We start from the raw sequence: 25559 nt of genomic DNA, 5'->3' as shown, positions 1-25559 counted from the left end.
AAGACCCATCAAAAATGCGTCATGGCTACACTACAGGATCTTGTGCTACGGCAATGACCAAGGCAGCGTTACAAGGATTGGTGACGGGAAAAGTGCCGGAAGAAGTCACTATTTATTTACCTGTTGGCAAGTACGCCACATTCAAAGTGACGGCATTTGAAGTAGTAGATGGCGGTGTAATGTGCGAGACCATCAAAGATGCGGGCGATGATCCTGATGCGACACACAAAGCCCGGATTCAGAGTACTGTTTACTATTCAAAGGAAGAAGGTATCCATTTGGACGGAGGGATTGGCGTAGGACGGGTGACGAAACCGGGACTCCCCGTACCCGTCGGTCAAGCAGCCATTAACCCGGTACCACGTAAAATGATACTTGGGGTTGCACAAGAAGGATTCGAGCATTACCAATTGAAACGCGGAATAGATGTGGTGATTTCCGTACCTGATGGAGAAGAAATTGCTAAAAAAACATTGAATGGGCGTCTGGGTATTATTGGAGGAATTTCAATATTAGGAACCCGCGGGACAGTAGTGCCATTTTCGAGTTCTGCCTTCATGGCAAGTATTGCGCAGGCAATCAGTGTGGCAAAAGAAGCGGGCTGTGATCATGTGGTTATCACGACAGGCGGCCGCAGTGAAAAGTTTGCTTTGAAACAATATCCGCATTTACCGGAAGAAGCCTTCATAGAAATGGGCGATTTTATTGGTTTTACGCTTAAGAATATTGCGCGCAAGAAAATCGCCAAAGTTTCCCTGGTGGGAATGATGGGAAAGTTTTCAAAACTGGCACAGGGCGTAATGATGGTTCACTCAAAAAGCGCGCCGATCAACTTCGGATTTTTGGCGGAAATGGCAAATAGAGTAGGTGTCGATGAAAAAACTCAGGAGGAAATTCTGCAGGCCAACACTGCATCACAAGTTGGCGAAATACTTCAAGGAAACGATGCGTTCTTTGAAGCGCTGAGTAAAAACTGCTGCTACTATGCTCTAAATCATATGAACGCCGAGGTTGAAGTATCGACATCATTGTATGCAATGAATGGAGACTGTTTAGGAAAGGCTGAGAACATTGACAAATTGGATGAAAATGATTGGTATAGGGGATAATGGCGCGGCAGGATTGCTCCCTCAATATATAGAGTGGATCAATGAATGTGATGTGCTAGTAGGTGGAGAACGCCACCTTCAATTTTTCCCTTCATTTGAAAAAGAAAAGAAAGTAATTAAGGGCGGTTTGTCAGCATTAACAGCGGAATTAAAGGAAGAAACACGTAATACCGTTATTTTGGTGTCCGGTGATCCATTGTTTTATGGGCTGGGTGGCGTACTGTCAAAAAAACTGCAACTGGAGATCTATCCATATACAAGTTCGGTTCAACTGGCTTTTTCAAAAATGCAGGAAAGTTGGCAAGATGCGTACATTGTCAGCCTGCATGGCCGATCTATAAGAGGTTTTGCACAGAAAATAGACGGGCGTAAAAAAATAGCGATATTAACCGATGAAACGAACTCCCCACAAGCCATTGCGACGTATTTAAAACGCTTTGACATGATGGAGTACGATGCCTTTGTTGCCGAAAATCTGCAAGGAGAAAATGAACGCTGCCGTTTCCTCTCGCTAGATGAAATGGAACAAACTTCATTTTCCCCTTTAAATGTAGTGATCTTAAAGCAGCGCCATACAGTGGAACGTGCTTCTCTTGGTATTCCAGATGATGCATTTCTGCAGCGAAAACCGGATAAAGGCTTAATTACAAAAAGAGAAATTCGAACACTTTGTCTACAAGAGCTAAAACTTAAAGAAAACAGCGTGGTTTGGGACATTGGAACTTGCACAGGTTCTGTTGCGATTGAAGCAGCAAAAATAGCTCGGGACGGGGCAGTGTACGCCATTGAAAAAAATGAAGGTGACCTTGAAAACTGTTTGGAAAATCAATTGAAACATCGTACAGACTTTGTTGCGGTGCTGGGTAAAGCGCCGGAACGTCTGGAAGAATTCCCAGACCCCCATGCAATTTTCATTGGCGGTAATGGAGGGAATATGGAGCGGTTGTTGCAAACCTGTGTTTCGCGTCTGCAGCCGAATGGCCGACTTGTCATGAATATCGCCACGATAGAAAATCTGGCTGAAGCGATGAGACATTTAAAAGCGTTAGGCTGCGAAGTGTCCATATTGCAGGCACAACTCTCAAAGAGTAAACCGATTTTACATTTAACACGTTTTGAACCGTTGAACCCCATTTATATAGTGACAGCACAGAAAGGACAGAAATGATGACAATAGGAAAATTATACGGATTAGGTGTTGGACCAGGAGACCCTGAATTAATTACTGTAAAAGCATTTCGTAAATTACAAGAATGCCCGGTCATTGCGTACCCCAAAAAATTAAGAGGCAGCAAGTCTTATGCCCATCGTATCGTAGACGTTTATATTAATCCGGCTGAAAAAGAGATGCTCGGTATAGTCTTCCCCATGACCAAAGAAGAAGAAGTATTGCGTACTGCATGGGAAAAAGCAGCAGAAGAGATTTACCGTTACTTAGCAGATGGAAAAGATGTAGCGTTTGTGACGGAAGGGGACCCGATGCTGTTTAGTACATTCATTCACTTACTGGGAATAATGAAAACAAAGCATCCGGAAGTACCTATTGAAACAGTGGCCGGTATTTCGTCATTTAATGGTTCAGCGAATCGGTTAGGGATTGCATTAGCTGAAGGTGATGACCACGTGGCCATGATTCCTGCTACAGAAAATATGGAACAGATGCGTCAAGTTATTGAAAGTCACGATGCAATTGTTTTTATTAAAGTAGCCAAAGTACTGGATGAAATGTTGGATTTATTGGAGGAAATGAAATTACTAGAAAAAACGCATGTAGTGACAAAAGTTACTTCTGACGAAGAAGTGATTTGGAATACGGACGAACTTAGAGGTGCGGATTTAAATTACTTGTCATGTATGGTGGTGCGCAAATGATGAAGAAAATTTGGATTATCGGTGCAGGTCCAGGAGATCCTGATTTAATAACGGTGAAAGGCTTGAAGCTATTACAGCAAGCAGATGTTGTCATGTATACCGATTCACTTGTAAGCGAAAAGTTAGTGGAGGAAGCGAAAGAATCGGCAGAAGTTATCCGTACGGCAGGAATGCATCTTCAGGAAATGGTGGATTGTATGGTCGAACGAGTCAATGCCGGAAAAACGGTTGTACGATTACATACGGGGGATCCAGCGATGTATGGCGCAACAATGGAACAAGTGGCATTACTGAAGCATCATAATATTGGTTATGAAGTAGTGCCGGGCGTGAGTTCTGTTTTTGCTGCTGCGGCGGCAGTCGGTGCAGAGCTGACGGTCCCTGATTTAACACAAACACTTATTCTAACCAGGGCGGAAGGGCGTACTCCTGTACCTGAACGCGAAAAGTTACAGATACTTGCAAGTCATCATTGTACGATAGCTATGTTTTTAAGTGCGACATTAACAAAGAAAATTGTAAAAGAGTTGCAAGCAGCCGGATGGGCAGATGACACGCCGGTAGCTGTCGTGCAGCGTGCTACATGGCCGGATGAAAAAATTGTTCAGACAACATTGATTGAACTAGATGAAGCGATGCGTATCAATGGTATTCGTAAGCATGCGATGATTTTGGCAGGCTGGGCATTAGACCCGAATATTCATGAAAAAGAGTATCGTTCAAAGCTGTATGATAAAACATTTACCCATGGTTTCCGAAAAGGCGTGAAAGCGGATGATTAATTTACGCGAAGGTGAAATTCCCGTCATTGAAAAGCGCAAACCGTATGCTCTCGTCGCCATTACGAAACACGGAGTTGCCAATGCGAGAAGCTATACGGAAACATTTCCGTACGCAGACCTTTACTATATGAAAAAATTCGCTAAAGGTGATGAAGAAGCACGCCAAATTCAACTGTTTGACGGAACCGTACGATTATTATTGCCCGCTTTGTTCCAGCAATACAAAGGAGTCATTTGTATCATTTCGCTGGGCGCAGTTGTTCGTATGATCGCTCCAATTATGGTGGATAAAATGACAGATCCTGCTGTATTGGTTGTTGATGATCTGGGCCAATACGTCATCAGCTTATTATCAGGGCATATTGGCGGTGCTAATGCGCTGACTTACGAGTTTGCACAAGCAATCGGTGCTGTACCTGTAGTTACGACTGCTTCGGATGTGCAAAAAACTATACCGGTCGATTTATTTGGTGCTCAATTTGGCTGGATGTGGGATAGCGAAGAAAAACTGCTGCCGGTCAGTGCATCAGTTGTTAATGAAGAGCATGTGGCAATTGTACAGGAAACAGGTGAAAAAAATTGGTGGATGCATGATCGTACTATGCCGGCCAATTTGAAAATCTATGCGTCAACAACAGAAGCAATTCAGGCACAGCCTCAGGCAACCCTACTTATAACAGATCGATTAATCGATGCACATGAGGAAGTGTTGCTGGAAAACGGAGTGATCTACCGTCCGAAATCCATTGTGCTCGGCATTGGCTGTAATCGTGGAACAGCACTGGAGGAAATTGAGCAGGTCATAGATGAAACATTAGCAGAACTGTGTTTGAGTAAAAAAAGTGTAAAAGCGGTAGCAACTATAGATTTGAAAAAAGATGAGACAGGGCTGCTTGAATTGACTGCCAAGCATAATTGGTCGTTTGTTACGTATACACCTGAACAGCTAAATGAAATGCCGTTGCTTAACCCGTCTGAAACCGTATTCAAATATACAGGTGCATACGGTGTGAGCGAGCCGGCAGCATTGCGCTGTGCAAATGCAAGAGAGTTAGTATTAGAGAAAAAGAAAAGTGGCAATGTGACGGTATCCATTGCGCGTGTCAATTTTGAGGAGAGAGAACAATGAATCGATTTGTACTGGCTGGTACAGGGAGCGGTGTTGGGAAAACAACGTTCACCATTGGGATTATGCGGGCACTTATGAAGCGTGGTTTAACCGTACAAGGCTTTAAATGCGGTCCGGACTATATCGATACGGCCTATCATACAGCTGTCACCAAACGACCGTCACGAAATGTGGATAGTTACATGATGGCTCATGATACGATACGTGCGATTGTCGCAAGAGCCAGCCGAGATGCAGACGTAGCCATTATTGAAGGCGTGATGGGCTTTTACGATGGTAGATCGCCTTTGTCAAATGAAGGATCGGCTGCACACATAAGCGATATTACAAATAGTCCCGTCATTTTAATTGTCAATGCAGCAAGTATGGCGAGAAGTGTAGCAGCAATCGTTAAAGGATTCCAGTCACTGGATGAAAACTCCAACATTGTCGGTGTCATTGCGAACCAATTAGGCAGTAAGAATCATTATGACATTGTCAAAACAGCAATAGAAAAAGAATGTGGAATTCCAGTTATCGGTTACCTGCCAAAAGATGCTGTACCTACAATGCCAAGCCGTCACTTGGGCTTGGTTCCGGCCATTGAACGCGGTGATCTGGATTCTTATTTTGATAGTCTGGCAACTGCCATTGAAGAAACTGTGAACATTGAGCAGCTGATGGAAATTACAAATGCGCAAACAATAGAAGAATCCTCATCGATTTTTGATGTTCAGACAGAAAGCCAAGAAGTTCATATTGCAGTAGCTAAGGATGCAGCATTTAACTTCTATTATGAAGAAAACCTGGAATTACTGCGTGCATATGGTGCAACTTTGCATTTCTTCTCTCCGTTACGAGATGAGGAAGTTCCGAATAAAGCGCAGGGAGTATATATCGGTGGCGGTTTCCCCGAAGAGTTTGCAGAACAATTAGCAACAAATGAAAAAGTGAAGGAATCATTAAAAAATGCAATTAGTCGTGGATTACCGACATTGGCCGAATGTGGCGGTTTTATGTATCTGACAGAAGAAATCATCGATCGGCAGGAGCGAAAGTTTCCAATGCTTGGTGTGATCCCGGGGCGTGTGCTTATGCAGGATAAGCGGGCGGCACTCGGTTATAGAGAAATTACAGGTGTTACAGGAAATTTCTTAATTGATGAAGAGACACAGGCAAAAGGGCATGAGTTTCATTATTCGAAATATGAGGGAGAGCATACTAGCCCAGCGTATTTCAGTAAAAGCCGTTTTCGCGTTCAGCAGGAAGGTTATTTACATAAAAACCTTGTAGCGGGCTTTACACAATTTCATTTTGCCTCAAATCCCCAGCTTGTGCGAAATTGGCTGAAAGCATGTTTGGAGGGAGAACATTGAACTATTTTCCGCTGTTAATGAATGTGGATTATAAAAAGGTTGTCATTATTGGAGGGGGGCATGTAGCAAGTCAAAAAATAGAAGCCTTACTTCAGACGAAAGCAATGATAACCGTAGTCAGTCCATCAGTGACAGAGAAGGTACAACGGTATGTCGGAGATGGGCTTGTTACGTGGAAAGAAAAGGCATTTGAATCAGCTGACTTAGACGATGCCTCCTTGGTTTTTGCTGTTACAAATGATGTAGAAGTAAACAATGCAGTGGAAGAAGCAACACAGCATTGGCAATTACTCAGTCGTGCGGATGCAAAAGGGCGTGTTGATTTCATCAATCCGGCAGTCGTTCGCCGCGGAGAATTTGTTGTGACTGTATCAACATCAGGGGCCAGTCCTGGTTTAACGCGTAAGGTAAAGACGGATTTAGCGGAGCAATTTGGAGACCATTATGCATCATATGTTTCTTTCTTAAGGAAAGCCCGTCAGCAAGTCTTACAAGTGTTTCACGGAGAGACGAAAAAACAAGTTCTGGCTGAACTCCTGGATCCAAAACTCTTAGAGTGGATGGAGCAAGGTGAAGATCAAAAATGTGAAGAATGGCTACAACAACGGATAGGAGAACAACATTGAGCGGATTTGTATATATTGTAGGGGCTGGTCCTGGTGACCCGAAACTATTGACAATCAGAGGATTAGAATGTATTCAGCAGGCGGACGTGATCTTATATGACCGACTGGTAAATGTTGAATTACTGCAACATGCGAAAGCGGATGCTGAGCTTATTTATTGCGGCAAAGAACCAGGTAAACATGGAATGATTCAAGATGAAATCCATCGTGCGCTGGTTCAGCATGCAAGTTGTGGCAAGCAAGTGTTGCGCTTAAAAGGTGGAGACCCGTTTGTCTTCGGACGCGGTGCTGAAGAAGCCGCAGTTTTACGACAAGCCCGCATACCATTTGAAATTGTTCCAGGAATAACAGCAGGCATTGCGGCGCCAGCTTATGCAGGAATCCCGGTTACACACCGTGATCATGCTGCAAGCTTTGCCATTGTTCCAGGCCATGGTCGCGCCGAAAAAGGACAGGATTTCTTACACTGGGCGGCGCTTGCCCAGATTGACACGGTGGCGTTTTATATGAGCGTCGGAAACATCGGACATATTACGAAAAGCTTAATAGAAAACGGTAAAGATGAAACAACCCCTGTTGCGGTTATTGAATGGGGAACTACTGAAGAACAACGTACGATTACGGGGACTCTCACAACGATTTCACAAGAAATTAAGAAACATCACATCTCGAATCCGTCCATGATTTTAGTAGGTGACGTAGTAGGTGTACGTGAAGAGATTCATTGGTTTGAAGAAAGGAGCAAAAATAATGTTAGAGACATTAAAAAAACGCCGTGCGATTCGACAATTTGAAACGCGTGAAGTGGAACGAGAAAAGATTGAGACGCTATTGGAGGCAGCAACATATGCACCAAACGACCGTATGCGTGAACCTTGGCATTTTTATATATTACAAGGTGACAGTTTGAAACAGTATGAACAAGTGGCACTCGGGTATTTACAAAAACGCTTTCCGACAAAACCACATTTAGTGGAAGGTTCAATGGAAGCGATCAGACAAACACCGCTGATTATCGTGGTAACTTCCGCCATTGTGGATGGAGATGAAGGGGCTACGAAGGACAATACCTTTGCAGTAAGTGGTGCCATTATGTCGATGTGGCTAATGGCGGAACAACTAGGTTTAGGCATGGTGTGGCGTACGCGCGGTGTAGGGTTGGTGCATGAAACAGCACTACATTCATTTATCGGTGCGTCGGATCAGGAACAACTAATAGGAACGCTGTGTATTGGGTACCCGGCAGAAGAAATAACTTCTGTCAAAAAACGTACGTCATATACTGAAAAAACAACTTGGCTATAAGGGGGAATTGTAAATGGCACGACAAGGAATGTTACTAGTATATACAGGTGAAGGCAAAGGAAAAACCACTGCCTCACTCGGTGTTACTTTACGTGCAATTGGTCGCGGCATGAAGGTGAAATATTATCAATTTATTAAATCGCCTGAACGCACATATGGTGAGCAAATTGCTTTGCGAAAACTAGGGGTTGAAACCGTGCAATTAGGTATCGGATTCACATGGACAAAAACACCGGAGGAACACCGGGAAGCACTTGCAAAAGCATGGCAGACGGTAAAAGAAGAGTTGCAAGACGAAACGACAGATGTTTTGGTGCTAGATGAGCTCAATAATGCGTTATCTATCACACGTTTTCCGGTCGATGATGTGTTGCCGCTGGAAGAAGTAGTAGAGGCAATAGTGAACCGTCCAAAGTCCATGCACTTGGTCATCACAGGACGTTCCGCGCATCCATCAATTCTGGAATTAGCCGATTTAGTCTCAACCATTGATGCAACAAAACATTATTATACAGATCAAGATGTCCAGGCCATGAAAGGTCTAGAATTTTAATGAAAGCCATTATGATTCAAGGCACCGCATCGGATGTGGGAAAAAGTGTTTTATGCACTGCGCTCTGTCGTATTTTAGCTAACGACGGGTACCGGGTTGCGCCATTTAAATCACAAAATATGGCACTGAATTCCTACGTCACCCAAGATGGCGATGAAATCGGCCGGGCACAGGGTGTCCAGGCGGAAGCCGCAAAAATTCACGCCACAACCGACATGAATCCGATTTTATTAAAACCGACAGGGAATATGGTGTCGGAAGTGATTTTACACGGCAAACCATTTGCTCATATGGATGCGGTTTCGTACCGTGAAAACTTCGTTGAGCAAGTAATGCCAGAAGTGCGAAAGTCGCTGCGGCGTTTAGAGGCACAATACGATGTCTTGGTATTGGAAGGTGCGGGAAGCCCGGCTGAAATTAATTTGAAAAGCCGGGATATCGCCAATATGCGAATGGCTCATGAAACAGATGCAGCTGTTATTTTAGTGGCTGATATTGAACGTGGTGGGGTATTTGCATCGATTGTCGGTACTTTGATGTTGCTGGATGATGAAGAGCGCGCACGTGTAAAAGGGATTGTCATTAATAAATTCCGCGGCATGAAGGAATTGCTCGACAGCGGCATCGATTGGCTTGAGGACTATACAGGCATTCAAGTACTTGGTGTCATTCCGTATTTTGATGTACAAATTGAAGCCGAGGATTCGATGGCGCTGTCGAGCCTGCGTTTAAAGAGACCCCAGCGTCAAGAGTTTGATATTGACGTTGCAGTTATTCGTTTCCCTTTGATTTCTAACTTTACAGACCTTGATCCATTATTTGAAGAGCCTGACGTAGGTGTGCGCTTTGTTTCTTCCTTGAAAGATTTGAAGAACCCGGATGTCATCATTCTACCGGGGACGAAGAATACAATTGAAGATTATGTATGGCTGCAAGAAACGGGTTTGGCTCAAGAGATTCTACAGCAGTCACAAAAAGGGAAGAAAATGATAGGGATTTGCAGTGGTTACCAAATGCTTGGTGAATCGATAGTAGACAATCGGACAGTTGAAAACGAAGGTGCGACGTATTCCACACTTGACTTACTGCCAATTAAAACGATGTTAGTTGATGAGAATCAAACAACTCAAATCAAGGGGACGAACTATGCGGGCCAGAAGATGACGGGTTTTGCATTTTATCTGGGATGCAGTACACCAACCCAGCCGATCCAAAGCTTTATCTGCACGGAAGATGGCAGACAAGATGGTGTGTATACAGAGCAAGTCATAGGTACATATTTACACGGGGTTTTTCAAAATCGTCCGTTTACCCGTAAGTATTTTAACCAAATCCGCGTGGCCAAAGGCTTGGCGGAAGTAACAGGTGAAATTCATTCAGACTATGACCGGCGGGAGCAGGCGTATGAAATGTTGGAACGTCATGTGCGCAAATATTTAAATATGAATAAAATCTATGAGTTACTGGATGCGTCAACGTAGCAAATTGATTATAGAAAGCATTGAGGAGAAGGTTCAATCATGAAGGGATCCCCTTTAGAAATCGATTTTGAAAAACTCTGGAAAGAAGGCATGTTAGATTGGCACGGTAATATGCCAGAGCGTATGGTGGATGACGAGCTGGAAGAAGCATTTTGGGCGCAGTCCATGAAGAAAAAGACATATAAACAAACAGATGACTATGCAGATCAAATCTATGAAAAAATGAAACGTTATATTCCGCGGGATGCAAGCTGCCTGGAAATCGGACCGGGGTGGGGAAACTATACATTTCCGTTAAGTGAAGACGTAAAAAGTCTGACACTTGTAGATGGTTCCGAAAGTGTGCTTGCTTATTTAAGACAATATTATGAGAGCGATGCGCCGGTTCGTTTTATGAATAGCAAATGGGAAGAAGTGCAAGTTGAGCCACATGATGTAGTCGTCGGAGTAAATTGCTTTTACCGTATGTATGAAATGAAAGAAGCACTGGAAAAAATGAATGCAATTGCGCAAAAACGTGCCATCATCGGCTTAACGACCGGCCCGATTCAACCGCATTACGTTGTCTTAGATAAGCGGTATGGCTATGACATTAAATATCCGCGCCGCGATTATATTGCCATTCTCAATATACTGTATCAACTAGGCATTTACGCAGATTGTGAAATGGTCAAGCTGGAGCGTACATACCGTTACGATACATTGGAACAACTATATGAAACACAAAGCAAAAAAATCCTATCACGGCAGTTTGAAATGGCACATGTGAAAGCTTCGCTAGAACCTTTTGTTACATTGGAGGAAGGTCGTTACGTGTACCGTCACCCTTTTTATGCAGCAATCATTAACTGGGAGCCATCGATATAACATGACTAAGTTACGATTCACACTATTAACAGGAGCATTGCTGGCAGTGTTGCTTGCTTCTATGACATTTGGAGTCATGGTGGGTTCTGTTGATATCACCCCGATTATTATTTGGGAAGTCCTATTTTCGAACATCGGTTTATCGGTAGAGTCTACCGCTTCAAAGGCACAGAGCATTATTGTATGGGAAATTCGTTTGCCAAGGATTATACTTGCAGCGATAGTCGGGGCAGCCCTTGCTGTCAGCGGCGCAGCAATTCAGGCGCTTGTAAGGAATCCTATTGCGGATCCTTATATTTTAGGCGTGTCGTCCGGCGCATCAGTTGGCGCGACATTGGTCATTTTACTTGGTGCATTCAGCTTTTTAGGAACCTATGCATTATCTGTCGCTGCTTTTTTGGGAGCTATTTTTGCAGTCGTTATCGTATTTCTATTGGCACGTGTCAACGGACGGACATCTGTTATTCGTCTGCTTCTGGCAGGAATTGCAATTTCAATGGTATTTTCGGCCATCACAAATTTTATGCTTATGACATCAAAACAACAAGGCGGCATTCAAGCTGTAATACATTGGATGCTTGGTAGTTTGGCAGGCGCGAAGTGGTCAACAATTGGATTGCCGTTTTTTACATTCCTCTTCATTTTTCTCTTACTAGTATTCAATTACCGCCAGCTTAATGCGCTACTCCTCGGTGAAGAACTGGCTACTACTCTGGGCATAAATTTAGACCGTTTTCGGATTTTTATTATCCTTGTCGTCTCGTTACTGACGGGTGTTGTGGTTGCAAGCAGCGGAAGCATTGGTTTCGTTGGATTAATAATACCGCATTTTGTGCGAATGATGGTAGGTTCAAACTACAAGCTGGTTTTACCGATTAGTGTATTAATGGGTGCGGTTTTCTTAGTATGGGCGGATGTGGCTGCGCGTATTGCGATAGCGCCAGAAGAAATGCCAATTGGAATTGTGACTGCTATTTGCGGAGGTCCCTTCTTTATTTGGATGCTTAGACGCCGTCGATACACTTTTGGGGATGGTGAATAAAGATGTTGCAAGTAAAAAATATTTCATTTTCAGTGTTGGAAAAGAAAATTTTGCATGATATATCCTTTTCATTGGATCAAGGCAAGCTTATTGGCGTTATAGGCCCCAATGGTAGTGGGAAATCAACGATGTTAAAAATTATTTACCGCTATTTACAGCAAACAAGCGGAGTTGTGACGTTATATGAAAAAGACATGAATCAAATGACTCAAAAAAAGATCGCGCGAGAAATGGCTGTCGTGAGTCAGGAAACCCCTGTACTATTTGACTTTACCGTAAAAGATTTAGTCATGATGGGACGGACGCCATATAAACAATGGCTTGCAAAAGACAGCAAAGAAGATTTTGCTATTGTTGAAGAAAGCATGCGGCTTGCCAATGTACTTTATTTAAAAGATCGAACGCTCGGTCAATTATCGGGTGGCGAAAAGAAACGGGTTATGTTGGCACGCGCACTCGCACAACAGGCAGAAATATTGATTTTGGATGAACCGACCAATCATTTGGATATCGAACACCAGCTTCAGTTAATGGATTTGGTGAAAGAACTGCCTATTACCATCATAGCAGCATTGCATGATTTGAATTTAGCATCCAGTTATTGTGATGAATTACTTTTAATAAAAGAAGGGGTTCTTCATATGAAAGGAACACCGGAACAGGTGCTGACAGAGGAAACGATAGAGCAAGTTTTCCATGTACAAGCCGATATTTCAAAGAATCCATTTACACAAAAACTACATTTATTTTTCACACAGAAAATACAGGGAGAATAGTGGGCATATGAAAAAGAAATTAATCTGGACATTCATGTTTTTTAGTATGTTGCTTGTATTAGCAGCATGCTCAAATAAAGATACAGAAAATGAAGACGAGAAGGACGTTACGAAAAACGGACAAACAGAGCAGGGGGAAAAAGTCGTTATTGACAACAATGACTTTATCATTGAATACGATGAAGCACCAAAACGTGCAATTTCATTAAACCAGCATGTAACAGAAATCATGCTGGCGCTTGGTTTGGAAGATTCAATGGTCGGTACAGCCTATTTAGATGACAAGATCTACAAGCCATTACAGGAAGCATATGAGGAAGTCCCCGTATTAGCGGAACAATATCCATCCAAAGAGCAAGTGATCGAAGTGGAAGCAGACTTTCTATACGGTGGCTGGTCAAGTGCATTTACTGAAAAATCCATTGCAACACGTGAAGAGTTAAAGGAGCTGGGCATCGATAGCTATTTACAGATGTCATCTACTAAAGTAGCGCCAACTTTAGAAGACATTTATACAGATATTCGCAATATCGCGAAGATATTCAGAATAGAAGAACGTGGGGAAGAACTAGTTGGTCAGATGAATCAAGATATCAAAGAAATTACAGCTGAACTACCTGAAGTGAAAGAACCGTTGGAAGTCCTAGTATTCGATAGTGGTGAAACGGAAGTCTTCACGGCAACACAGAACTTTATGAATACACTAGTGACAATGGCTGGCGGCCACAATATTTTTAGTGATGTGGAAGGGAACTGGGCCACTGTTTCAAAAGAAGACGCGGTTGATCGTCAGCCGGAAGTGATTGTTGTAATTGATTACGGTTCAACCACAGTAGAGCAAAAAATTAATTTCCTTAAATCAGATCCGGCACTAAGCCAAACGCCTGCCGTACAAAATGAAAAGTTTATCACTTTACCATTGTCGGCAGCTTCTGAAGGTGTTCGTGTAGCAGAAGCAGTCGAAATTTTAGCAAAAGGTTTCTACCCGGACGCTTACTAATTGTATGGGAGGTTGGAAGTTATGACTACTTGGAACTTAACGCAAATGCAACGACATGTGCTCATCTGCAACGGATCTACTTGTATGGGAGCTGGAGCTGAGGAAGTCACCCAACAGATTCGTGACGAAATCCGCATAAATCGTTTAGACGAAAAAATTCATACATCGCGCACACGTTGTAACGGTCGCTGTAAAGATAAATGTGTCGTCATTGATTACCCAAAAGGGACATGGTACTCCGTGCAGCAAGAAGAAACAGCGCGTGCTATTGTTCATGAATCCGTAGCAGAGAATTCCATAATTTATTCAATGGAAAACGGTGAACGAAAACGTGGTGAATCACGCTTTAAAGGAATCAATAAATATCGAAAAAAAAGAGGGCCGAAGAAAAAAGCTGTATTATTTGTCGGACACGGGAGTCGATTGGAGGCAGGAAACGAAGAAGTCCGCCAATTTATCGACCGGATAAAAGGGCAGGTTGATCCGACTTTACTGGTAGAAACTTGCTTTCTTGAATTCGCATCCCCCACGATCGAAGACGGTATTCAATTGTGCATTGAAAAAGGTGCGGATGAAGTTCATGTGATTCCCATTATCCTGTTGCATGCAGGCCACTCAAAACTCCATATACCAGCAGAAATTGAACATGCGAAAGAGCATTTTCCGGATATTCACTTCACTTATGGCCAAACGATAGGTATTCATGAGGAAGTAATTGATATCTTACTGACAAGACTTGCTGAAGTAGGATTTGATGTGAATCAAAAGCATGAAGATACAGCCATTCTCTTTATTGGGCGAGGCAGCAGTGACATGGATGCGAAGGCAGATTTTTATAAGATCAGTAGTTTGCTGTGGGAGAAATTGCATGTGCCCATAGTTGAAAATGCCTTCATGGGAGTGACGACGCCCACGGTGCAGGAAGGAATGGAGCGTTGTATAGAATTAGGTGCAAAGAGAGTTATTATGCTGCCATACTTTTTGTTCACGGGAATTTTAATGGAACGAATGAAAAAATATGCTGGACAGTTCAGAGAGGATCATCCAAATACGACGATCGAAATTGCTGAGTACTTTGGCTATCATCCAAATTTACAGACCGTATTGCTGGAACGCATGAATCAAGCATTAGATGGTACTTCGACCGGCATGCAAGATTTAGAGAACTTCCGCAAATATGCAGAAGAACATGGATATGAGCACCATCATCATTAAACAGTCATACGGTATTTTTTAGGTATCGGCTTGAGACTCGGGATGAAGAATCTCATTTTTACTTAGGAGACGGTGAATGATAGGAATGACCATAGGCAAGAAATTTAATATAGTAGTGGAAAGAAAAACCAACAAGCATTAAAAATGCTTTAAACTCTTGCTGTACATTTTCCCCCGCTCTTTTCTGGTCGCAGACGCTGTCTGTCATGATTGGCCAGAACGGAAGCGGGGAATTCGCGTTGTTAAAAGGCATCTGCAAGATCAACAAGTATGATTGTTAAAAGATTACGTTTTATTAATAAATGTTACACAAAATATCGGTAGTCAGTCAGGGATCCCAACCAACTATAAGTTGCCTATATACGAACTTACTTATATGTACTGAAACAGAAAAAAGCTGTTACAGAACGTAGGAGGAAGTGTGGATAGAAGAATTCAGGGTAAATGGCATTCCTATCCGCCTTTGGTCAAGCAGACAAAAACAGAAGATAGGATCTTCGGATAAACAAATAGGGAGCAGCAAATAATGGAGCCTATGAACCGCTGTTACCGAAAAAACCGCCCGTACAGTGGGTTTACTACACCACCTGAGCGAGCAGTCAGGCTGATGTAAGATAACACTGAATTTGTATTGAAATCAGGTATTGGTAAAAATCTTACAGCCTATTTTTTCGTACAGAAATAGTAGCATCACGGTTGGAGATAAGTATTGTTTCATACCAGCCTTTCCATAAGCGGGAACACTTGAATCTTCCCCGAGAAACTGTACAATAAATTAGTAGCAGAAACTCCAAACTACTTTCCTTAACTTTGTGGTAAAGAAAGTAGACTATCCTTCCTTTCCAGTTGTTTGAAGTATGTAAAAGCTCACCGATCACCCCCTGACGGCATGGGTCATTAACAAACCAACTGCGAATAGACCATTAAATAAAACATCTGATTACTTTGTCGTACAATTCGAACCTATATTTGATAGAACAAATGATCTCTACGGCAATCGCTAGCTTTTTGCAGCGAAAAGTTAAACAAGGCAACGTTTATGCTAACTTGCATTAGGGTAAACTGCGAGAAGTTGTATTTATTATATGCACATGAATTAGTTCATATGTAGTATGTGATGGGAAAATGTAGAGTATAGAAGGAATCGTCATGTAATCGGAATTTTCACGCTTGAAAGAAGGTTAAGTGAATTATATAGGATTCAATTGGAGTAAAGAGCAGTACTGCAATATATTATTTTATTTTAGGAGGTTGAACCATGCGCTTACTACCGCGTGAAATTGATAAATTAATGATCGTCGTTGCTGCAGACCTTGCCAGAAGACGTAGGGAGCGAGGACTTAAGCTGAACCACCCAGAAGCAATCGCTCTTATTACATATGAGGTGATAGAAGGTGCCAGAGATGGTAAAACAGTTGCGGAACTTATGGCTTACGGCGCGACGATTTTATCCCGTGAAGATGTAATGGATGGAATTCCAGAAATGATTGATGATATTCAAGTAGAAGCAACGTTCCCGGATGGGACGAAATTAGTTACAGTGCATAACCCGATAAGATAAATGTTTATGAAATAGAAAGGGGACGTAACGATGATACCAGGCGAATATATTTTAAAAAATGAACCAATCATTTGTAATGAAGGTGCAGAGAGTATACATGTACAAGTTATTAATCATGGCGACAGACCCATCCAAATCGGTTCTCATTACCATTTTTATGAAGTGAATAATGCATTAAGGTTTGATCGAGAAGTGACATATGGTAAACGTCTCAATATTCCTGCGGGCGCTGCTGTTCGTTTTGAGCCGGGCGATGAAAAAGAAGTACAGCTAATTGACTATGCTGGAGAAAGAGAAGTGTACGGATTTCACAATAAAGTAGACGGAGCATTGGAAGGCGGGAATACAAAATGAGTTTTAAAATGGATAGAGAGCAATATGCTCAAATGTACGGACCGACAACCGGAGACTCTGTCCGACTAGCAGATACAGATTTATTTATCCAAATCGAAAAAGACTACACGAAATATGGAGAAGAAGTTGTGTTCGGTGGCGGGAAAGTCATTCGTGATGGAATGGGACAGCATCCGTACATTACGCGCGAAGAGGATGAACGCGTACCTGATACAGTCATAACAAATGTCGTTGTACTTGACTACACAGGTATATATAAAGCAGATCTTGCCATTCGAGACGGTAAAATTTCGGGTATAGGCAAAGCTGGGAATCCCCTTGTGCAAGACAAAGTGGATATTATTATTGGAACGTCCACTGAAGTTATTTCGGGTGAAGGTAAAATCATTACTGCCGGTGCAATTGATACGCACGTGCACTTTATTAATCCGGCACAAGTAGATGTCGCGCTTACTTCGGGAACGACAACACTAATCGGTGGTGGAGCTGGACCAGGAGATGGTTCTAGAGCTACGACTGCCACACCGGGTGCTTGGCATCTTCATTCCATGCTGAAGGCTTTGGATGGACAACCGATCAATATCGGTTTAACAGGGAAAGGGCATGCAGCAGCAGGAGGCCCATTAGCTGAACAAATAATTGCCGGTGCGATTGGTTTGAAAGTTCATGAAGATTGGGGCGCGACACCGTCTGTTCTCGATCATGCATTACGCATTGCTGATGAATATGACGTGCAAGTCGCACTTCACGCGGATACATTAAACGAATCCGGATTCTTTGAAGATACGATCAAAGCCATTGATGGTCGCGGTATCCATATGTACCATACAGAGGGTGCAGGAGGCGGACATGCTCCGGATTTGATTAAATCTGCAGGCATGATGAACGTGTTGCCGGCTTCTACCAATCCGACATTGCCGTATACAATTAATACAATTGATGAGCATTTGGATATGGTGATGGTAGCGCATAACTTAAATCCTTCCGTGCCAGAAGATATCGCATTTGCAGATTCACGTATTCGCAATGAAACGATTGCAGCGGAAGATATTTTACAAGACCTAGGTGTCTTTAGTATGACAAGCTCCGATTCTCAGGCGATGGGCCGTATCGGAGAAGTTGCACTTCGCACATGGCAAGTAGCTCACAAAATGAAAAAACAGCTTGGAGTTATGGAAGGCGATCATGAGCATTCTGATAATAATCGAGTAAAGCGATACGTCGCTAAATATACGATTAACCCTGCGATTGCTCACGGTGTATCCGATTATATTGGCTCAATTGAAGTCGGGAAGATGGCCGACCTTGTCCTATGGGATCCAAAATTCTTTGGCGTTAAACCGGAAATGATATTGAAAAGTGGAATGGCAGTCTTTAGCTTAATGGGAGATGCCAATGCGACGATCCCGACGCCACAACCCATGATTTATCGTCCGATGTATGCAACACTCGGTAAGGCATTGTCGCAAAGTTCTATTACATTTGTTTCCCAAATTGCATATGATCAAGGGATAAAAGAGAAGCTTGGACTTGAAAAAGTGGTACTGCCTGTTCGCAATATACGCAGTCTTACGAAAAAAGATATGAAATTAAATACAGCTACACCAGATATTGATGTAGATCCACAAACGTATGAAGTGAAAATCGATGGGAAACTTATCACATGCGATCCGATTGACGTAGTACCAATGGGTCAACGCTATTTCTTATTCTGAGGTGAAGAAAATGATTGTAGAAGAAGTCTTAATGAACGTTAGGGATTTAGATCCAAGTAAGTTGGAAAGTCTTCACAAAGAGAAAGTGTACTTAGAAAGCGCGCATTTAATGAAGAGAATTCAACGTGTGGAAACCGATCACGGGCGTGAAATTGGAATTCGATTAAAAAAACCGCGTGATTTGGAAGCGGGAGACGTTCTTTTTATGGATGATAAAAATATTATTTTGATTGATGTACTTTCCGATGATTTAATAATTATTAGCCCACGCACGATGCTTGAAATGGGAACAATTGCTCATCAGCTTGGGAATCGTCATTTACCTGCGCAGTTTGAGGATCAGGATATGCTTGTTCAGTATGATTATTTAGTCGAGGACTTGCTAAAAGAAATGGGTATTCCATTCAAGCGAGAAGAACGAAAAGTTGCAAAGGCTTTCCGTCATATCGGGCATAGCCATGACTAATAACGCACTGTCTTTGTTACAGCTATGCGATTCAAGTTTTCCTATTGGCTCTTTTAGCCAATCATTTGGACTGGAAACATATATTCAGAACGACAAGGTTACCGATGCCAATACGTTTTCTGATTGGTTGAATGTCTATGTGCATGAACAGCTTGCGTATGCAGATGGTTTGGCTGTAAGACTTGTTTATGAAGCACTTGATACGGATGATCTTGATAGGATTTGGGAATTGGATCGCATATTGACTGTGCAGAATCTTGCTCGCGAATCACGTGATGGGACACAGCGTATGGGTGACAGGATGTTAGATATTGCTGAATCTATTTACAAAATACCGGTGTTATCTATCTACGCGCAGAAAATTCATGACAAACAAGCTTTCGGCCATCCGGCTATTGTTTTTACAATGATCGGACATCACCTTCAAGTAGAAAAGAATACGACGATTTTATATTATTTATATTCGACGGTCGTTAGTCTTGTGCAAAATGCCGTACGGGCCATCCCCCTTGGACAAACTGCAGGGCAGAAGATTATTTACACGTTTCAACAACAACTTCAGCAAACAACAGAAAAAATTATGGAGTTAGATCAAGAAGAGTTTGGTGTCGTATCGCCAGGACTCGAACTTTCACAGATGCAACACGAACGTGTTGGGATACGTATTTTTAGTTCATAATAAACATAATGAAATTGACAATAAGGATGTGCTTAGAATGGGAGCAATTAAAATAGGTGTCGGCGGACCAGTGGGCGCAGGAAAAACCATGCTGGTCGAAAAGATTACACGCGCTTTAGACGGTGAAGTAAGTATGGCAGTCATTACTAATGATATATATACGAAAGAAGATGCCAAGTTTTTAGTCGCAAACGGTATACTTCCAGAAGACCGCATTGTTGGAGTGGAAACAGGAGGCTGTCCACATACGGCAATTCGTGAAGATGCATCAATGAACTTTGCAGCGATTAATGAATTGGAGGAAAAACACTCAGACGTCGAGCTGATTTTCGTAGAGAGTGGCGGTGATAATCTAGCGGCTACATTCAGTCCGGAACTCGTAGACTTTTCCATTTATATAATTGACGTAGCCCAGGGTGAGAAAATCCCGCGTAAGGGCGGACAAGGAATGATTAAATCAGATTTGTTTATTATAAATAAAACTGATTTAGCGCCATATGTCGGAGCAAGTCTTGAAGTCATGGAGTCTGATACAAAAGTATTCCGAGGAAATAAACCTTTCTTTTTCACTAATTTAAAAGATGATCAAGGATTAGATGAAGTGGTAGAGTGGGTCAGGAAGCATGCTTTGTTGAAAGGACTAGGACAAGATGTCTGAATGGACAGGCGTTCTTGACCTTGTCATGGAAAATCGCCTAGGGCGCTCCGTGGCAAAAAGTGTCTACTTTCAGGGTGCGTTTAAAGTGATGCGCCCTGTCTATTTCAATAATAATAATTATCCATGCTATTATTTATTGAATCCTGGCGGTGGCTATTTAGATGGGGATCGGTATCAAATGAAAGTTACGCTTGGTGAACAAGCGAAGCTGACATTGACAACTCAATCGGCGACAAAAGTATACAAAACGCCCACCAAGCAAGTGTACCAAGAGGCAATCTTTCATATGAAGAAAGACAGTTATCTAGAGTACTTACCAGATGCAATTATTGCATACAAAGATGCTAGTAGTTATCAGAAGAATAGTATATATATGGAAAAGGGCGCAACATTGTTATATTCCGATATTTTAACTCCTGGCTGGTCGCCGGAAGGAGAAAAATTCAGCTACGATATGCTTCGTTTGAAAACGGAGATTTATATGGAACAACAACTAGTTGCCTTTGACCATATTAAACTTCATCCAGCATCTCAGCATATGAATGGGTTAGGCTTTATGGAAGGGTACACACATTTAGGTTCGTTCATTGTCGTTGGAGAAAAAACAAGTGATGCTTTATTGGATCGGCTATATGAGACGATTCAACAAGAAGCTGGAGAATTTACATTTGGATTATCTAAGCTTGCTGTTCCGGGCTTCACCATCCGTATATTAGCAAACCAGACGCAAGTCATAGAGCGGATTATTTCAGTCTGTCACCATTTGATTAGCGACGAATGGTATCAAACGAAACCAAGTTTTTTAAGAAAGTACTAAAAACGGCCCGACAATTCTGAAGAGTTGTTGGGTTTTTTCGTAAAACAGACTACTTTTACACAAATAACTATATGACTTCTAGTTCGCGCATTGGAATGTCTTCGAACCACTTAGGTACCAGTACAACAAAATAGTTAGCGTGCCATTTCAAATGATTGAAAAACAGAAATCAGGGTATCATTAAACATGAGAGTGAAGACATTTCATAAGCTGTACCCTGATATCAATCCAAGTAGAATTATTAGTGTTTTGAGTGTATAAGCTCAACTGTGTATAGTAGTAATAGCTGTAATAAGGTCGTTACACCAGTGGGAATTTGTTATGCAGGCTAATAATGAGCAAAGTGATCATAGATCGAACGGCTATTAGGCTGACCGTGATCATCAATTTTTCACTTGATTTTGGTTTTATTTCAAGTGTCTTGGCACTATGATTGGTCTGACAACAACCTATTGCTGAGATGTATTTAAATTAACTTTTTTGAAGAGGAATTTATAAATGAATTTGAACGACTGGGAAATAAAAGTTCGGGCTAGATCACTTGAATTAGTAGTAGTGGATGAAGTAAGATGAGCTATTCTGTAGATAAAAGACTTGATACTATTTTTGGAGGTGGTTCCTGTGGTAGACGACTTTGAAGCGGAAAAGGTTTTTGAAGACAGGCATTACGAGCGAATTCAGTTTAAGCTCATCTTGGAAGGTCGTAAGTATAAGGGTGACTATCACGATGGTGAAATTCATTGGCTCCATCCACATCCCAAGCAAGATGTCGGTGAAGAAGAAATAATTGCCATAGAGGATAAAGTGTTGGAGTTGTTATCTGAGCAAGGGATTCGGAATGAAGCGGATAATATTGAAATCGAACGTTCGATTAGCAGCAATCAAGCCCGACCACTTCAGATATTTAAATTGAAGATTCAGGGTGAAGAGTTTAAAGGAACTTTTATTAATGGTGAAATTGAATGGTTTCATCCTAAACCAAGACGTAAACTAAAAGATGAACGCGTGAAAAAAATAGAAGAAGATGTTCAGAAAAAGCTAAAAGATCATCTAGAATAATAAATGAATACTGCGTGTCTCTTGTCAAAATAATCTCAATTTGTTTGACTCCTCTGACAAGATATGCCTACAATGGATATACAAATGAAATAGTCGTTACCGCTAGGGGTGCTCTACGGAGCTGAGAGAAGCATTTTGCTTTAACCCTTTAACTTGATCCGGTTCATACCGGCGTAAGGAAGTGGTGCTGATGTTACGTAGCCTATTTTCGTGCTCTGTGATGTCTCTCCGCCACTTCTGGTCAAGAAGTGGTTTTTTCATTTACTACGAAAAAGGGGAGAGTATACATGAAGTTCACTGAGCGTTTGTTAGAGAAGACATTACCGATTTGGAGACAGAATCATAGCCACCCATTTGTTCAGGAGATTGGCAGTGGCACGCTAGATCAAGAGAAGTTTCGTTTTTATATGGTGCAAGACTATTTGTATTTAATTGACTATGCGAAAGTGTTTGCTGTAGGCACGATGAAAGCGACCGACGTCGAGATGATGGGGAAATTCGCTGCGTTGCTTAACGGTACATTAAACACAGAAATGGAGCTTCATCGTAAATACGCAGCTCGTTTTGGCATTACAGAAGAAGAACTTGAGAATGCAAAGCCGTCTCCAATTGTCCTGGCATATACGCACTATATGCTGCATGTCAGTCAAAACGGTTCGTTAGCGGAAGTTGTCGCTGCATTATTGCCGTGTGCGTGGAGCTATTGGGAGATCGGCAAAGAGCTGGCTGAGTTGCCGAAAGCGTTGAATCATCCTTTGTATGGTGACTGGGTTCGCATGTACTCATCAGAAGATTTCGGAGAGTTGGCTACTTGGTGCTTAGAATTAATGGATGAAACTGCAGAAGGAAAACCTGAATCAGAATTACTTAGATTAGAGGAAATTTTCCTTAATACGACTCGTTACGAGTATATGTTCTGGGATATGGCGTATACAAAACAAATGTGGCCTGGTGTGCAGGAAGAGCAGACGATGACAACCTAAACAAGAAAAATATCAGATAACTTTTGTGATATTTATTTTTAGAATTGATTGACTATAAACAGCGCATGCTATTCTTGAAGGAGGTGTGCGCCATCTTTGCGAAAATAAGCTTGGCACTTGGCGTTTTATTGACAAGTGGCTCGGGCATTGGTGATCCGCCATTTACTGCATTTAGTAAAGTGGAAGTACCGGCATATGCCAAATGGTCAAGACTCGCTATCAAGCAAACGATGCTCAAATATCCTCATGCAGATATCAAGGATTATTTGCATCTCGCAACCGACTCAAAGCAAGTTACCAGTGTGGAGAAGTTTCAGCTCTGGTTAAAAGAGGAAGGGCGGGAGTTCGGTGTGATTGTGAGTGTCACCTATTCAGCTGAAACAGGTAAATTCATTCGCATTGACTTTCAAGAAATACCTGTTAGATAATACAACGCCCCTAGGCTATATAATCTGGCCTAGGGGCATTGTGTTATTCGGTAACTTTTGATAAAAGAAAATGTGAGTCTTGATGTCGTTAGTGAACTACCTGTAATAGACATGTGTCTGAATAGTTTAGGCGAATTGCTGACATCATACTTAATCTGAAAGTAAACGACGTATCATTTCCTGCCCTGCATCTTTAGGATAGGATCGGTACAGATGACCTGATAAGCGCACTGGATCTCCGAAGAAATACCGTTCATATTGTGTTTGTCTTGTGCCGAAAGAACTCATCGTTAAATCCCAAGCCAATCGAAACAGTTGTACACGTTCTATCGCGGTTTTTGTAGCTCCTTGTAAGTATTTTGCTAGATCAGGTTGAATAGTCGACTGGAAATCCTTATCCGTAGGTAACGCAACCATCCCGCTGGCTCCAATCAGCTGAATGATCTCACTGAAACGCGGGTAGACTTTCGGGAAAATATTGCTGGCTACTTGAAGTGGTATTGCACTTGGACACATATATCCCCATTGGTCGAATACCGCATCAGCCTCCGATTTATCTCGTAATGCCTTCATGGTTTCGAGTCCAATAATTATTTCAGACAGTTTTTCTTGAATGTGAAGATATTCCGCTATATTAATCGTTTGGACGAGCTGTTCTGCTAAATTCAGCATGAACTCCGTTTTGACGATCTGTCTCGTAATGACTTGATGTGTGGCAAACGGGTGGAACGAACTCATAGAAAAAAACTCTGATGCTACTTCGGCATTGTGATGAAAGAATACACGTTCCCACGGGACGAGAACATTATCGAAAACAACTACAGCATCCATCTCTTCAAACCTTGAACTCAGTGGGTAATTAAATGTTGAACTCCCACCTACAAATGATTCTCTACAAAGAAAGCGCAAACCTTCTGTATCGGAAGGAATTGAAAAGGCGAAAGCTTCATCAGGATCCCCAAGAAACGAGGGCGTGCTAAATACCAATACCTCATCCGTCAAGCCACCCTGTGTTGCAAGTAGCTTTGCTCCTTTAATAATAAGCCCTTCCGATGTCTTGCCTACAATTTTCGCGGAGACCGGTTCATCCGACGTATGAAAGGCACTTAGAGATCGATTGACCTGTGGCGCAATGAAAGTGTGAGTAAAAGATAAGTCCTCTTCACGTGCTCGTTCATACAGGGCTTGAATATGTTCTGGATAGCAGTTTTCCTTGCCGAGCAAATGGGGAGAAGAAGAGGCAAAGCTCATGATCACCGTATTCAGGTAATCAGGACTCCTGCCAAGTAAGCCGCAAGAAAGTCTAGCCCATTCTTCTGTCATGACTCTGCGTTTCCGTAAATCCGCTTTGGTTTTGGGCTGTAAGTAAGAAAGTCCAATTTGCTCATTTGTGACTGGCGAAACATATGTCATTAGAGACTTATGTGTGGGTGACAGCTGTAAATCATATAGAGAAGCCTTTGTTTCTATAAGCCCTTTAAAAGCCGGATGTTCAGAGATAGGTCCATTCAATTGTTGTCCATCCAGCCAAATCTCAGCGTTCTGCTCATTTATTCTACGTACAAACTCTTTACCATTTATAGCACCCATACTATTCCTCCCGAATTTTCTAGTTGGTATAGTATATTATGAAATCTTCATAAGTGATTTAGATTACCGTTGACTAGAACGCACGATAGACAAATTTGATACAATACAGAAAGAATACATAGAAAATATATCAGAAT

At 42.1% G+C, this 25559-nt stretch carries 27 protein-coding genes and 1 riboswitch; of the genes, 26 read left to right on the top strand and 1 reads right to left on the bottom strand.

Annotated features, from left to right (window positions below):
* Positions 1-14: 14 nt before the first annotated feature.
* The 26 genes from CSV61_RS04855 (at position 15) to CSV61_RS04730 (ending at position 23832) form a co-directional block, all read left to right on the top strand.
* Entirely contained in the window at positions 15-1109 is a 1095-nt protein-coding gene (locus tag CSV61_RS04855) for a cobalt-precorrin-5B (C(1))-methyltransferase (RefSeq protein ID WP_369824311.1), read from the top strand.
* Positions 1084-2277 (top strand): precorrin-6y C5,15-methyltransferase (decarboxylating) subunit CbiE, encoded by a 1194-nt coding sequence (cbiE, locus tag CSV61_RS04850; protein ID WP_099638489.1) that lies wholly within the window; start codon positions 1084-1086, stop codon positions 2275-2277. Before CSV61_RS04855 ends, cbiE begins: the two co-directional genes overlap by 26 nt.
* Positions 2277-2981, top strand: a complete 705-nt coding sequence (gene cobI, locus CSV61_RS04845) for a precorrin-2 C(20)-methyltransferase (protein WP_083035959.1) — start codon at positions 2277-2279, stop codon at positions 2979-2981. The genes cbiE and cobI overlap by 1 nt, the downstream gene beginning before the upstream one ends.
* Positions 2981-3763 (top strand): precorrin-4 C(11)-methyltransferase, encoded by a 783-nt coding sequence (gene cobM / locus CSV61_RS04840; RefSeq protein ID WP_099638487.1) that lies wholly within the window; start codon positions 2981-2983, stop codon positions 3761-3763. The genes cobI and cobM overlap by 1 nt, the downstream gene beginning before the upstream one ends.
* Positions 3756-4892: a cobalt-precorrin 5A hydrolase gene (locus CSV61_RS04835; RefSeq protein WP_083034239.1), complete on the top strand. Its 1137-nt coding sequence runs from the start codon at positions 3756-3758 to the stop codon at positions 4890-4892. Before cobM ends, CSV61_RS04835 begins: the two co-directional genes overlap by 8 nt.
* Positions 4889-6247, top strand: a complete 1359-nt coding sequence (locus tag CSV61_RS04830) for a cobyrinic acid a,c-diamide synthase CobB (protein ID WP_099638307.1) — start codon at positions 4889-4891, stop codon at positions 6245-6247. The genes CSV61_RS04835 and CSV61_RS04830 overlap by 4 nt, the downstream gene beginning before the upstream one ends.
* Complete coding sequence (locus tag CSV61_RS04825; protein ID WP_099638306.1) at positions 6244-6873, top strand: precorrin-2 dehydrogenase/sirohydrochlorin ferrochelatase family protein; 630 nt, start codon at positions 6244-6246, stop codon at positions 6871-6873. Before CSV61_RS04830 ends, CSV61_RS04825 begins: the two co-directional genes overlap by 4 nt.
* Positions 6870-7667: a uroporphyrinogen-III C-methyltransferase gene (gene cobA / locus CSV61_RS04820; RefSeq protein ID WP_099638305.1), complete on the top strand. Its 798-nt coding sequence runs from the start codon at positions 6870-6872 to the stop codon at positions 7665-7667. Before CSV61_RS04825 ends, cobA begins: the two co-directional genes overlap by 4 nt.
* On the top strand, positions 7624-8178 hold the full coding sequence (locus CSV61_RS04815) for a nitroreductase family protein (RefSeq protein ID WP_099638304.1): 555 nt from the start codon (positions 7624-7626) through the stop codon (positions 8176-8178). The genes cobA and CSV61_RS04815 overlap by 44 nt, the downstream gene beginning before the upstream one ends.
* Positions 8179-8191: 13 nt before the next feature.
* Positions 8192-8731 (top strand): cob(I)yrinic acid a,c-diamide adenosyltransferase, encoded by a 540-nt coding sequence (locus CSV61_RS04810; protein ID WP_099638303.1) that lies wholly within the window; start codon positions 8192-8194, stop codon positions 8729-8731.
* Positions 8731-10212, top strand: coding sequence for a cobyric acid synthase (locus CSV61_RS04805; RefSeq protein WP_099638302.1), 1482 nt, complete (start codon positions 8731-8733; stop codon positions 10210-10212). The genes CSV61_RS04810 and CSV61_RS04805 overlap by 1 nt, the downstream gene beginning before the upstream one ends.
* A gap of 39 nt (positions 10213-10251) precedes the next feature.
* Complete coding sequence (locus CSV61_RS04800) at positions 10252-11079, top strand: class I SAM-dependent methyltransferase (protein ID WP_233193518.1); 828 nt, start codon at positions 10252-10254, stop codon at positions 11077-11079.
* Position 11080: 1 nt separating this feature from the next.
* Positions 11081-12121, top strand: coding sequence for a FecCD family ABC transporter permease (locus CSV61_RS04795; RefSeq protein WP_099638300.1), 1041 nt, complete (start codon positions 11081-11083; stop codon positions 12119-12121).
* 2 nt (positions 12122-12123) lie between these two features.
* Positions 12124-12897 carry an ABC transporter ATP-binding protein gene (locus tag CSV61_RS04790; protein ID WP_083034230.1) on the top strand — a complete coding sequence of 258 codons (774 nt, stop codon included), beginning with the start codon at positions 12124-12126 and terminating at the stop codon, positions 12895-12897.
* Between the two features lie 7 nt (positions 12898-12904).
* A complete protein-coding gene (locus CSV61_RS04785; protein WP_099638299.1) occupies positions 12905-13897 on the top strand; it encodes an ABC transporter substrate-binding protein in 993 nt (330 codons plus the stop codon).
* A 21-nt stretch (positions 13898-13918) separates the two neighbouring features.
* Complete coding sequence (locus tag CSV61_RS04780) at positions 13919-15112, top strand: CbiX/SirB N-terminal domain-containing protein (protein ID WP_099638298.1); 1194 nt, start codon at positions 13919-13921, stop codon at positions 15110-15112.
* Positions 15113-16370: 1258 nt separating this feature from the next.
* The gene (locus CSV61_RS04775; RefSeq protein ID WP_083034227.1) at positions 16371-16673 is read left to right on the top strand and encodes an urease subunit gamma; all 303 of its coding nucleotides are present in this window, start codon (positions 16371-16373) and stop codon (positions 16671-16673) included.
* A gap of 30 nt (positions 16674-16703) precedes the next feature.
* On the top strand, positions 16704-17027 hold the full coding sequence (locus CSV61_RS04770; protein WP_099638297.1) for an urease subunit beta: 324 nt from the start codon (positions 16704-16706) through the stop codon (positions 17025-17027).
* A complete protein-coding gene (gene ureC / locus CSV61_RS04765) occupies positions 17024-18742 on the top strand; it encodes an urease subunit alpha (RefSeq protein ID WP_083034225.1) in 1719 nt (572 codons plus the stop codon). The genes CSV61_RS04770 and ureC overlap by 4 nt, the downstream gene beginning before the upstream one ends.
* A gap of 10 nt (positions 18743-18752) precedes the next feature.
* Positions 18753-19208: an urease accessory protein UreE gene (ureE, locus tag CSV61_RS04760; protein WP_099638296.1), complete on the top strand. Its 456-nt coding sequence runs from the start codon at positions 18753-18755 to the stop codon at positions 19206-19208.
* A complete protein-coding gene (locus CSV61_RS04755; protein ID WP_083034223.1) occupies positions 19201-19887 on the top strand; it encodes an urease accessory protein UreF in 687 nt (228 codons plus the stop codon). The genes ureE and CSV61_RS04755 overlap by 8 nt, the downstream gene beginning before the upstream one ends.
* A 37-nt stretch (positions 19888-19924) precedes the next feature.
* Complete coding sequence (ureG, locus tag CSV61_RS04750) at positions 19925-20545, top strand: urease accessory protein UreG (protein ID WP_083034222.1); 621 nt, start codon at positions 19925-19927, stop codon at positions 20543-20545.
* Complete coding sequence (locus tag CSV61_RS04745) at positions 20538-21362, top strand: urease accessory protein UreD (RefSeq protein WP_083034221.1); 825 nt, start codon at positions 20538-20540, stop codon at positions 21360-21362. Before ureG ends, CSV61_RS04745 begins: the two co-directional genes overlap by 8 nt.
* Positions 21363-21983: 621 nt before the next feature.
* Positions 21984-22421, top strand: a complete 438-nt coding sequence (locus CSV61_RS04740; RefSeq protein WP_233193517.1) for a YheE family protein — start codon at positions 21984-21986, stop codon at positions 22419-22421.
* A gap of 94 nt (positions 22422-22515) precedes the next feature.
* Positions 22516-22618: riboswitch (TPP riboswitch) on the top strand.
* A 90-nt stretch (positions 22619-22708) separates the two neighbouring features.
* Complete coding sequence (tenA, locus tag CSV61_RS04735) at positions 22709-23404, top strand: thiaminase II (protein WP_099638295.1); 696 nt, start codon at positions 22709-22711, stop codon at positions 23402-23404.
* 83 nt (positions 23405-23487) lie between these two features.
* A complete protein-coding gene (locus tag CSV61_RS04730) occupies positions 23488-23832 on the top strand; it encodes a DUF3889 domain-containing protein (RefSeq protein WP_233193530.1) in 345 nt (114 codons plus the stop codon).
* 150 nt (positions 23833-23982) lie between these two features.
* Here CSV61_RS04730 and hpaB read toward each other — a convergent pair whose 3' ends face one another.
* Positions 23983-25422 carry a 4-hydroxyphenylacetate 3-monooxygenase, oxygenase component gene (hpaB, locus tag CSV61_RS04725; protein WP_083034218.1) on the bottom strand — a complete coding sequence of 480 codons (1440 nt, stop codon included), beginning with the start codon at positions 25420-25422 and terminating at the stop codon, positions 23983-23985.
* Between the last annotated feature and the right edge of the window lie 137 nt (positions 25423-25559).

The sequence above is a fragment of the Sporosarcina sp. P3 genome (assembly GCF_002743415.1).
Lineage (GTDB): Bacteria > Bacillota > Bacilli > Bacillales_A > Planococcaceae > Sporosarcina > Sporosarcina ureae_A.
The sequence above is the reverse complement of the archived record's forward strand: the minus strand, read 5'-3'. Positions and strand labels throughout refer to the sequence as shown.

Coding starts and splice junctions, on each gene's coding strand:
- CSV61_RS04775 (WP_083034227.1), top strand. CDS start 16,371: ATGCGCTTACTACCGCGTGAAATTGATAAATTAATGATCGTCGTTGCT.
- cobI (WP_083035959.1), top strand. CDS start 2,277: ATGACAATAGGAAAATTATACGGATTAGGTGTTGGACCAGGAGACCCT.
- tenA (WP_099638295.1), top strand. CDS start 22,709: ATGAAGTTCACTGAGCGTTTGTTAGAGAAGACATTACCGATTTGGAGA.
- CSV61_RS04815 (WP_099638304.1), top strand. CDS start 7,624: ATGTTAGAGACATTAAAAAAACGCCGTGCGATTCGACAATTTGAAACG.
- CSV61_RS04800 (WP_233193518.1), top strand. CDS start 10,252: ATGAAGGGATCCCCTTTAGAAATCGATTTTGAAAAACTCTGGAAAGAA.
- cbiE (WP_099638489.1), top strand. CDS start 1,084: ATGAAAATGATTGGTATAGGGGATAATGGCGCGGCAGGATTGCTCCCT.
- ureC (WP_083034225.1), top strand. CDS start 17,024: ATGAGTTTTAAAATGGATAGAGAGCAATATGCTCAAATGTACGGACCG.
- CSV61_RS04755 (WP_083034223.1), top strand. CDS start 19,201: ATGACTAATAACGCACTGTCTTTGTTACAGCTATGCGATTCAAGTTTT.
- hpaB (WP_083034218.1), bottom strand. CDS start 25,422: ATGGGTGCTATAAATGGTAAAGAGTTTGTACGTAGAATAAATGAGCAG.
- CSV61_RS04830 (WP_099638307.1), top strand. CDS start 4,889: ATGAATCGATTTGTACTGGCTGGTACAGGGAGCGGTGTTGGGAAAACA.
- ureG (WP_083034222.1), top strand. CDS start 19,925: ATGGGAGCAATTAAAATAGGTGTCGGCGGACCAGTGGGCGCAGGAAAA.
- ureE (WP_099638296.1), top strand. CDS start 18,753: ATGATTGTAGAAGAAGTCTTAATGAACGTTAGGGATTTAGATCCAAGT.
- CSV61_RS04745 (WP_083034221.1), top strand. CDS start 20,538: ATGTCTGAATGGACAGGCGTTCTTGACCTTGTCATGGAAAATCGCCTA.
- cobM (WP_099638487.1), top strand. CDS start 2,981: ATGAAGAAAATTTGGATTATCGGTGCAGGTCCAGGAGATCCTGATTTA.
- CSV61_RS04795 (WP_099638300.1), top strand. CDS start 11,081: ATGACTAAGTTACGATTCACACTATTAACAGGAGCATTGCTGGCAGTG.
- CSV61_RS04790 (WP_083034230.1), top strand. CDS start 12,124: ATGTTGCAAGTAAAAAATATTTCATTTTCAGTGTTGGAAAAGAAAATT.
- CSV61_RS04810 (WP_099638303.1), top strand. CDS start 8,192: ATGGCACGACAAGGAATGTTACTAGTATATACAGGTGAAGGCAAAGGA.
- CSV61_RS04855 (WP_369824311.1), top strand. CDS start 15: ATGCGTCATGGCTACACTACAGGATCTTGTGCTACGGCAATGACCAAG.
- CSV61_RS04835 (WP_083034239.1), top strand. CDS start 3,756: ATGATTAATTTACGCGAAGGTGAAATTCCCGTCATTGAAAAGCGCAAA.
- CSV61_RS04805 (WP_099638302.1), top strand. CDS start 8,731: ATGAAAGCCATTATGATTCAAGGCACCGCATCGGATGTGGGAAAAAGT.
- CSV61_RS04785 (WP_099638299.1), top strand. CDS start 12,905: ATGAAAAAGAAATTAATCTGGACATTCATGTTTTTTAGTATGTTGCTT.
- CSV61_RS04770 (WP_099638297.1), top strand. CDS start 16,704: ATGATACCAGGCGAATATATTTTAAAAAATGAACCAATCATTTGTAAT.
- CSV61_RS04780 (WP_099638298.1), top strand. CDS start 13,919: ATGACTACTTGGAACTTAACGCAAATGCAACGACATGTGCTCATCTGC.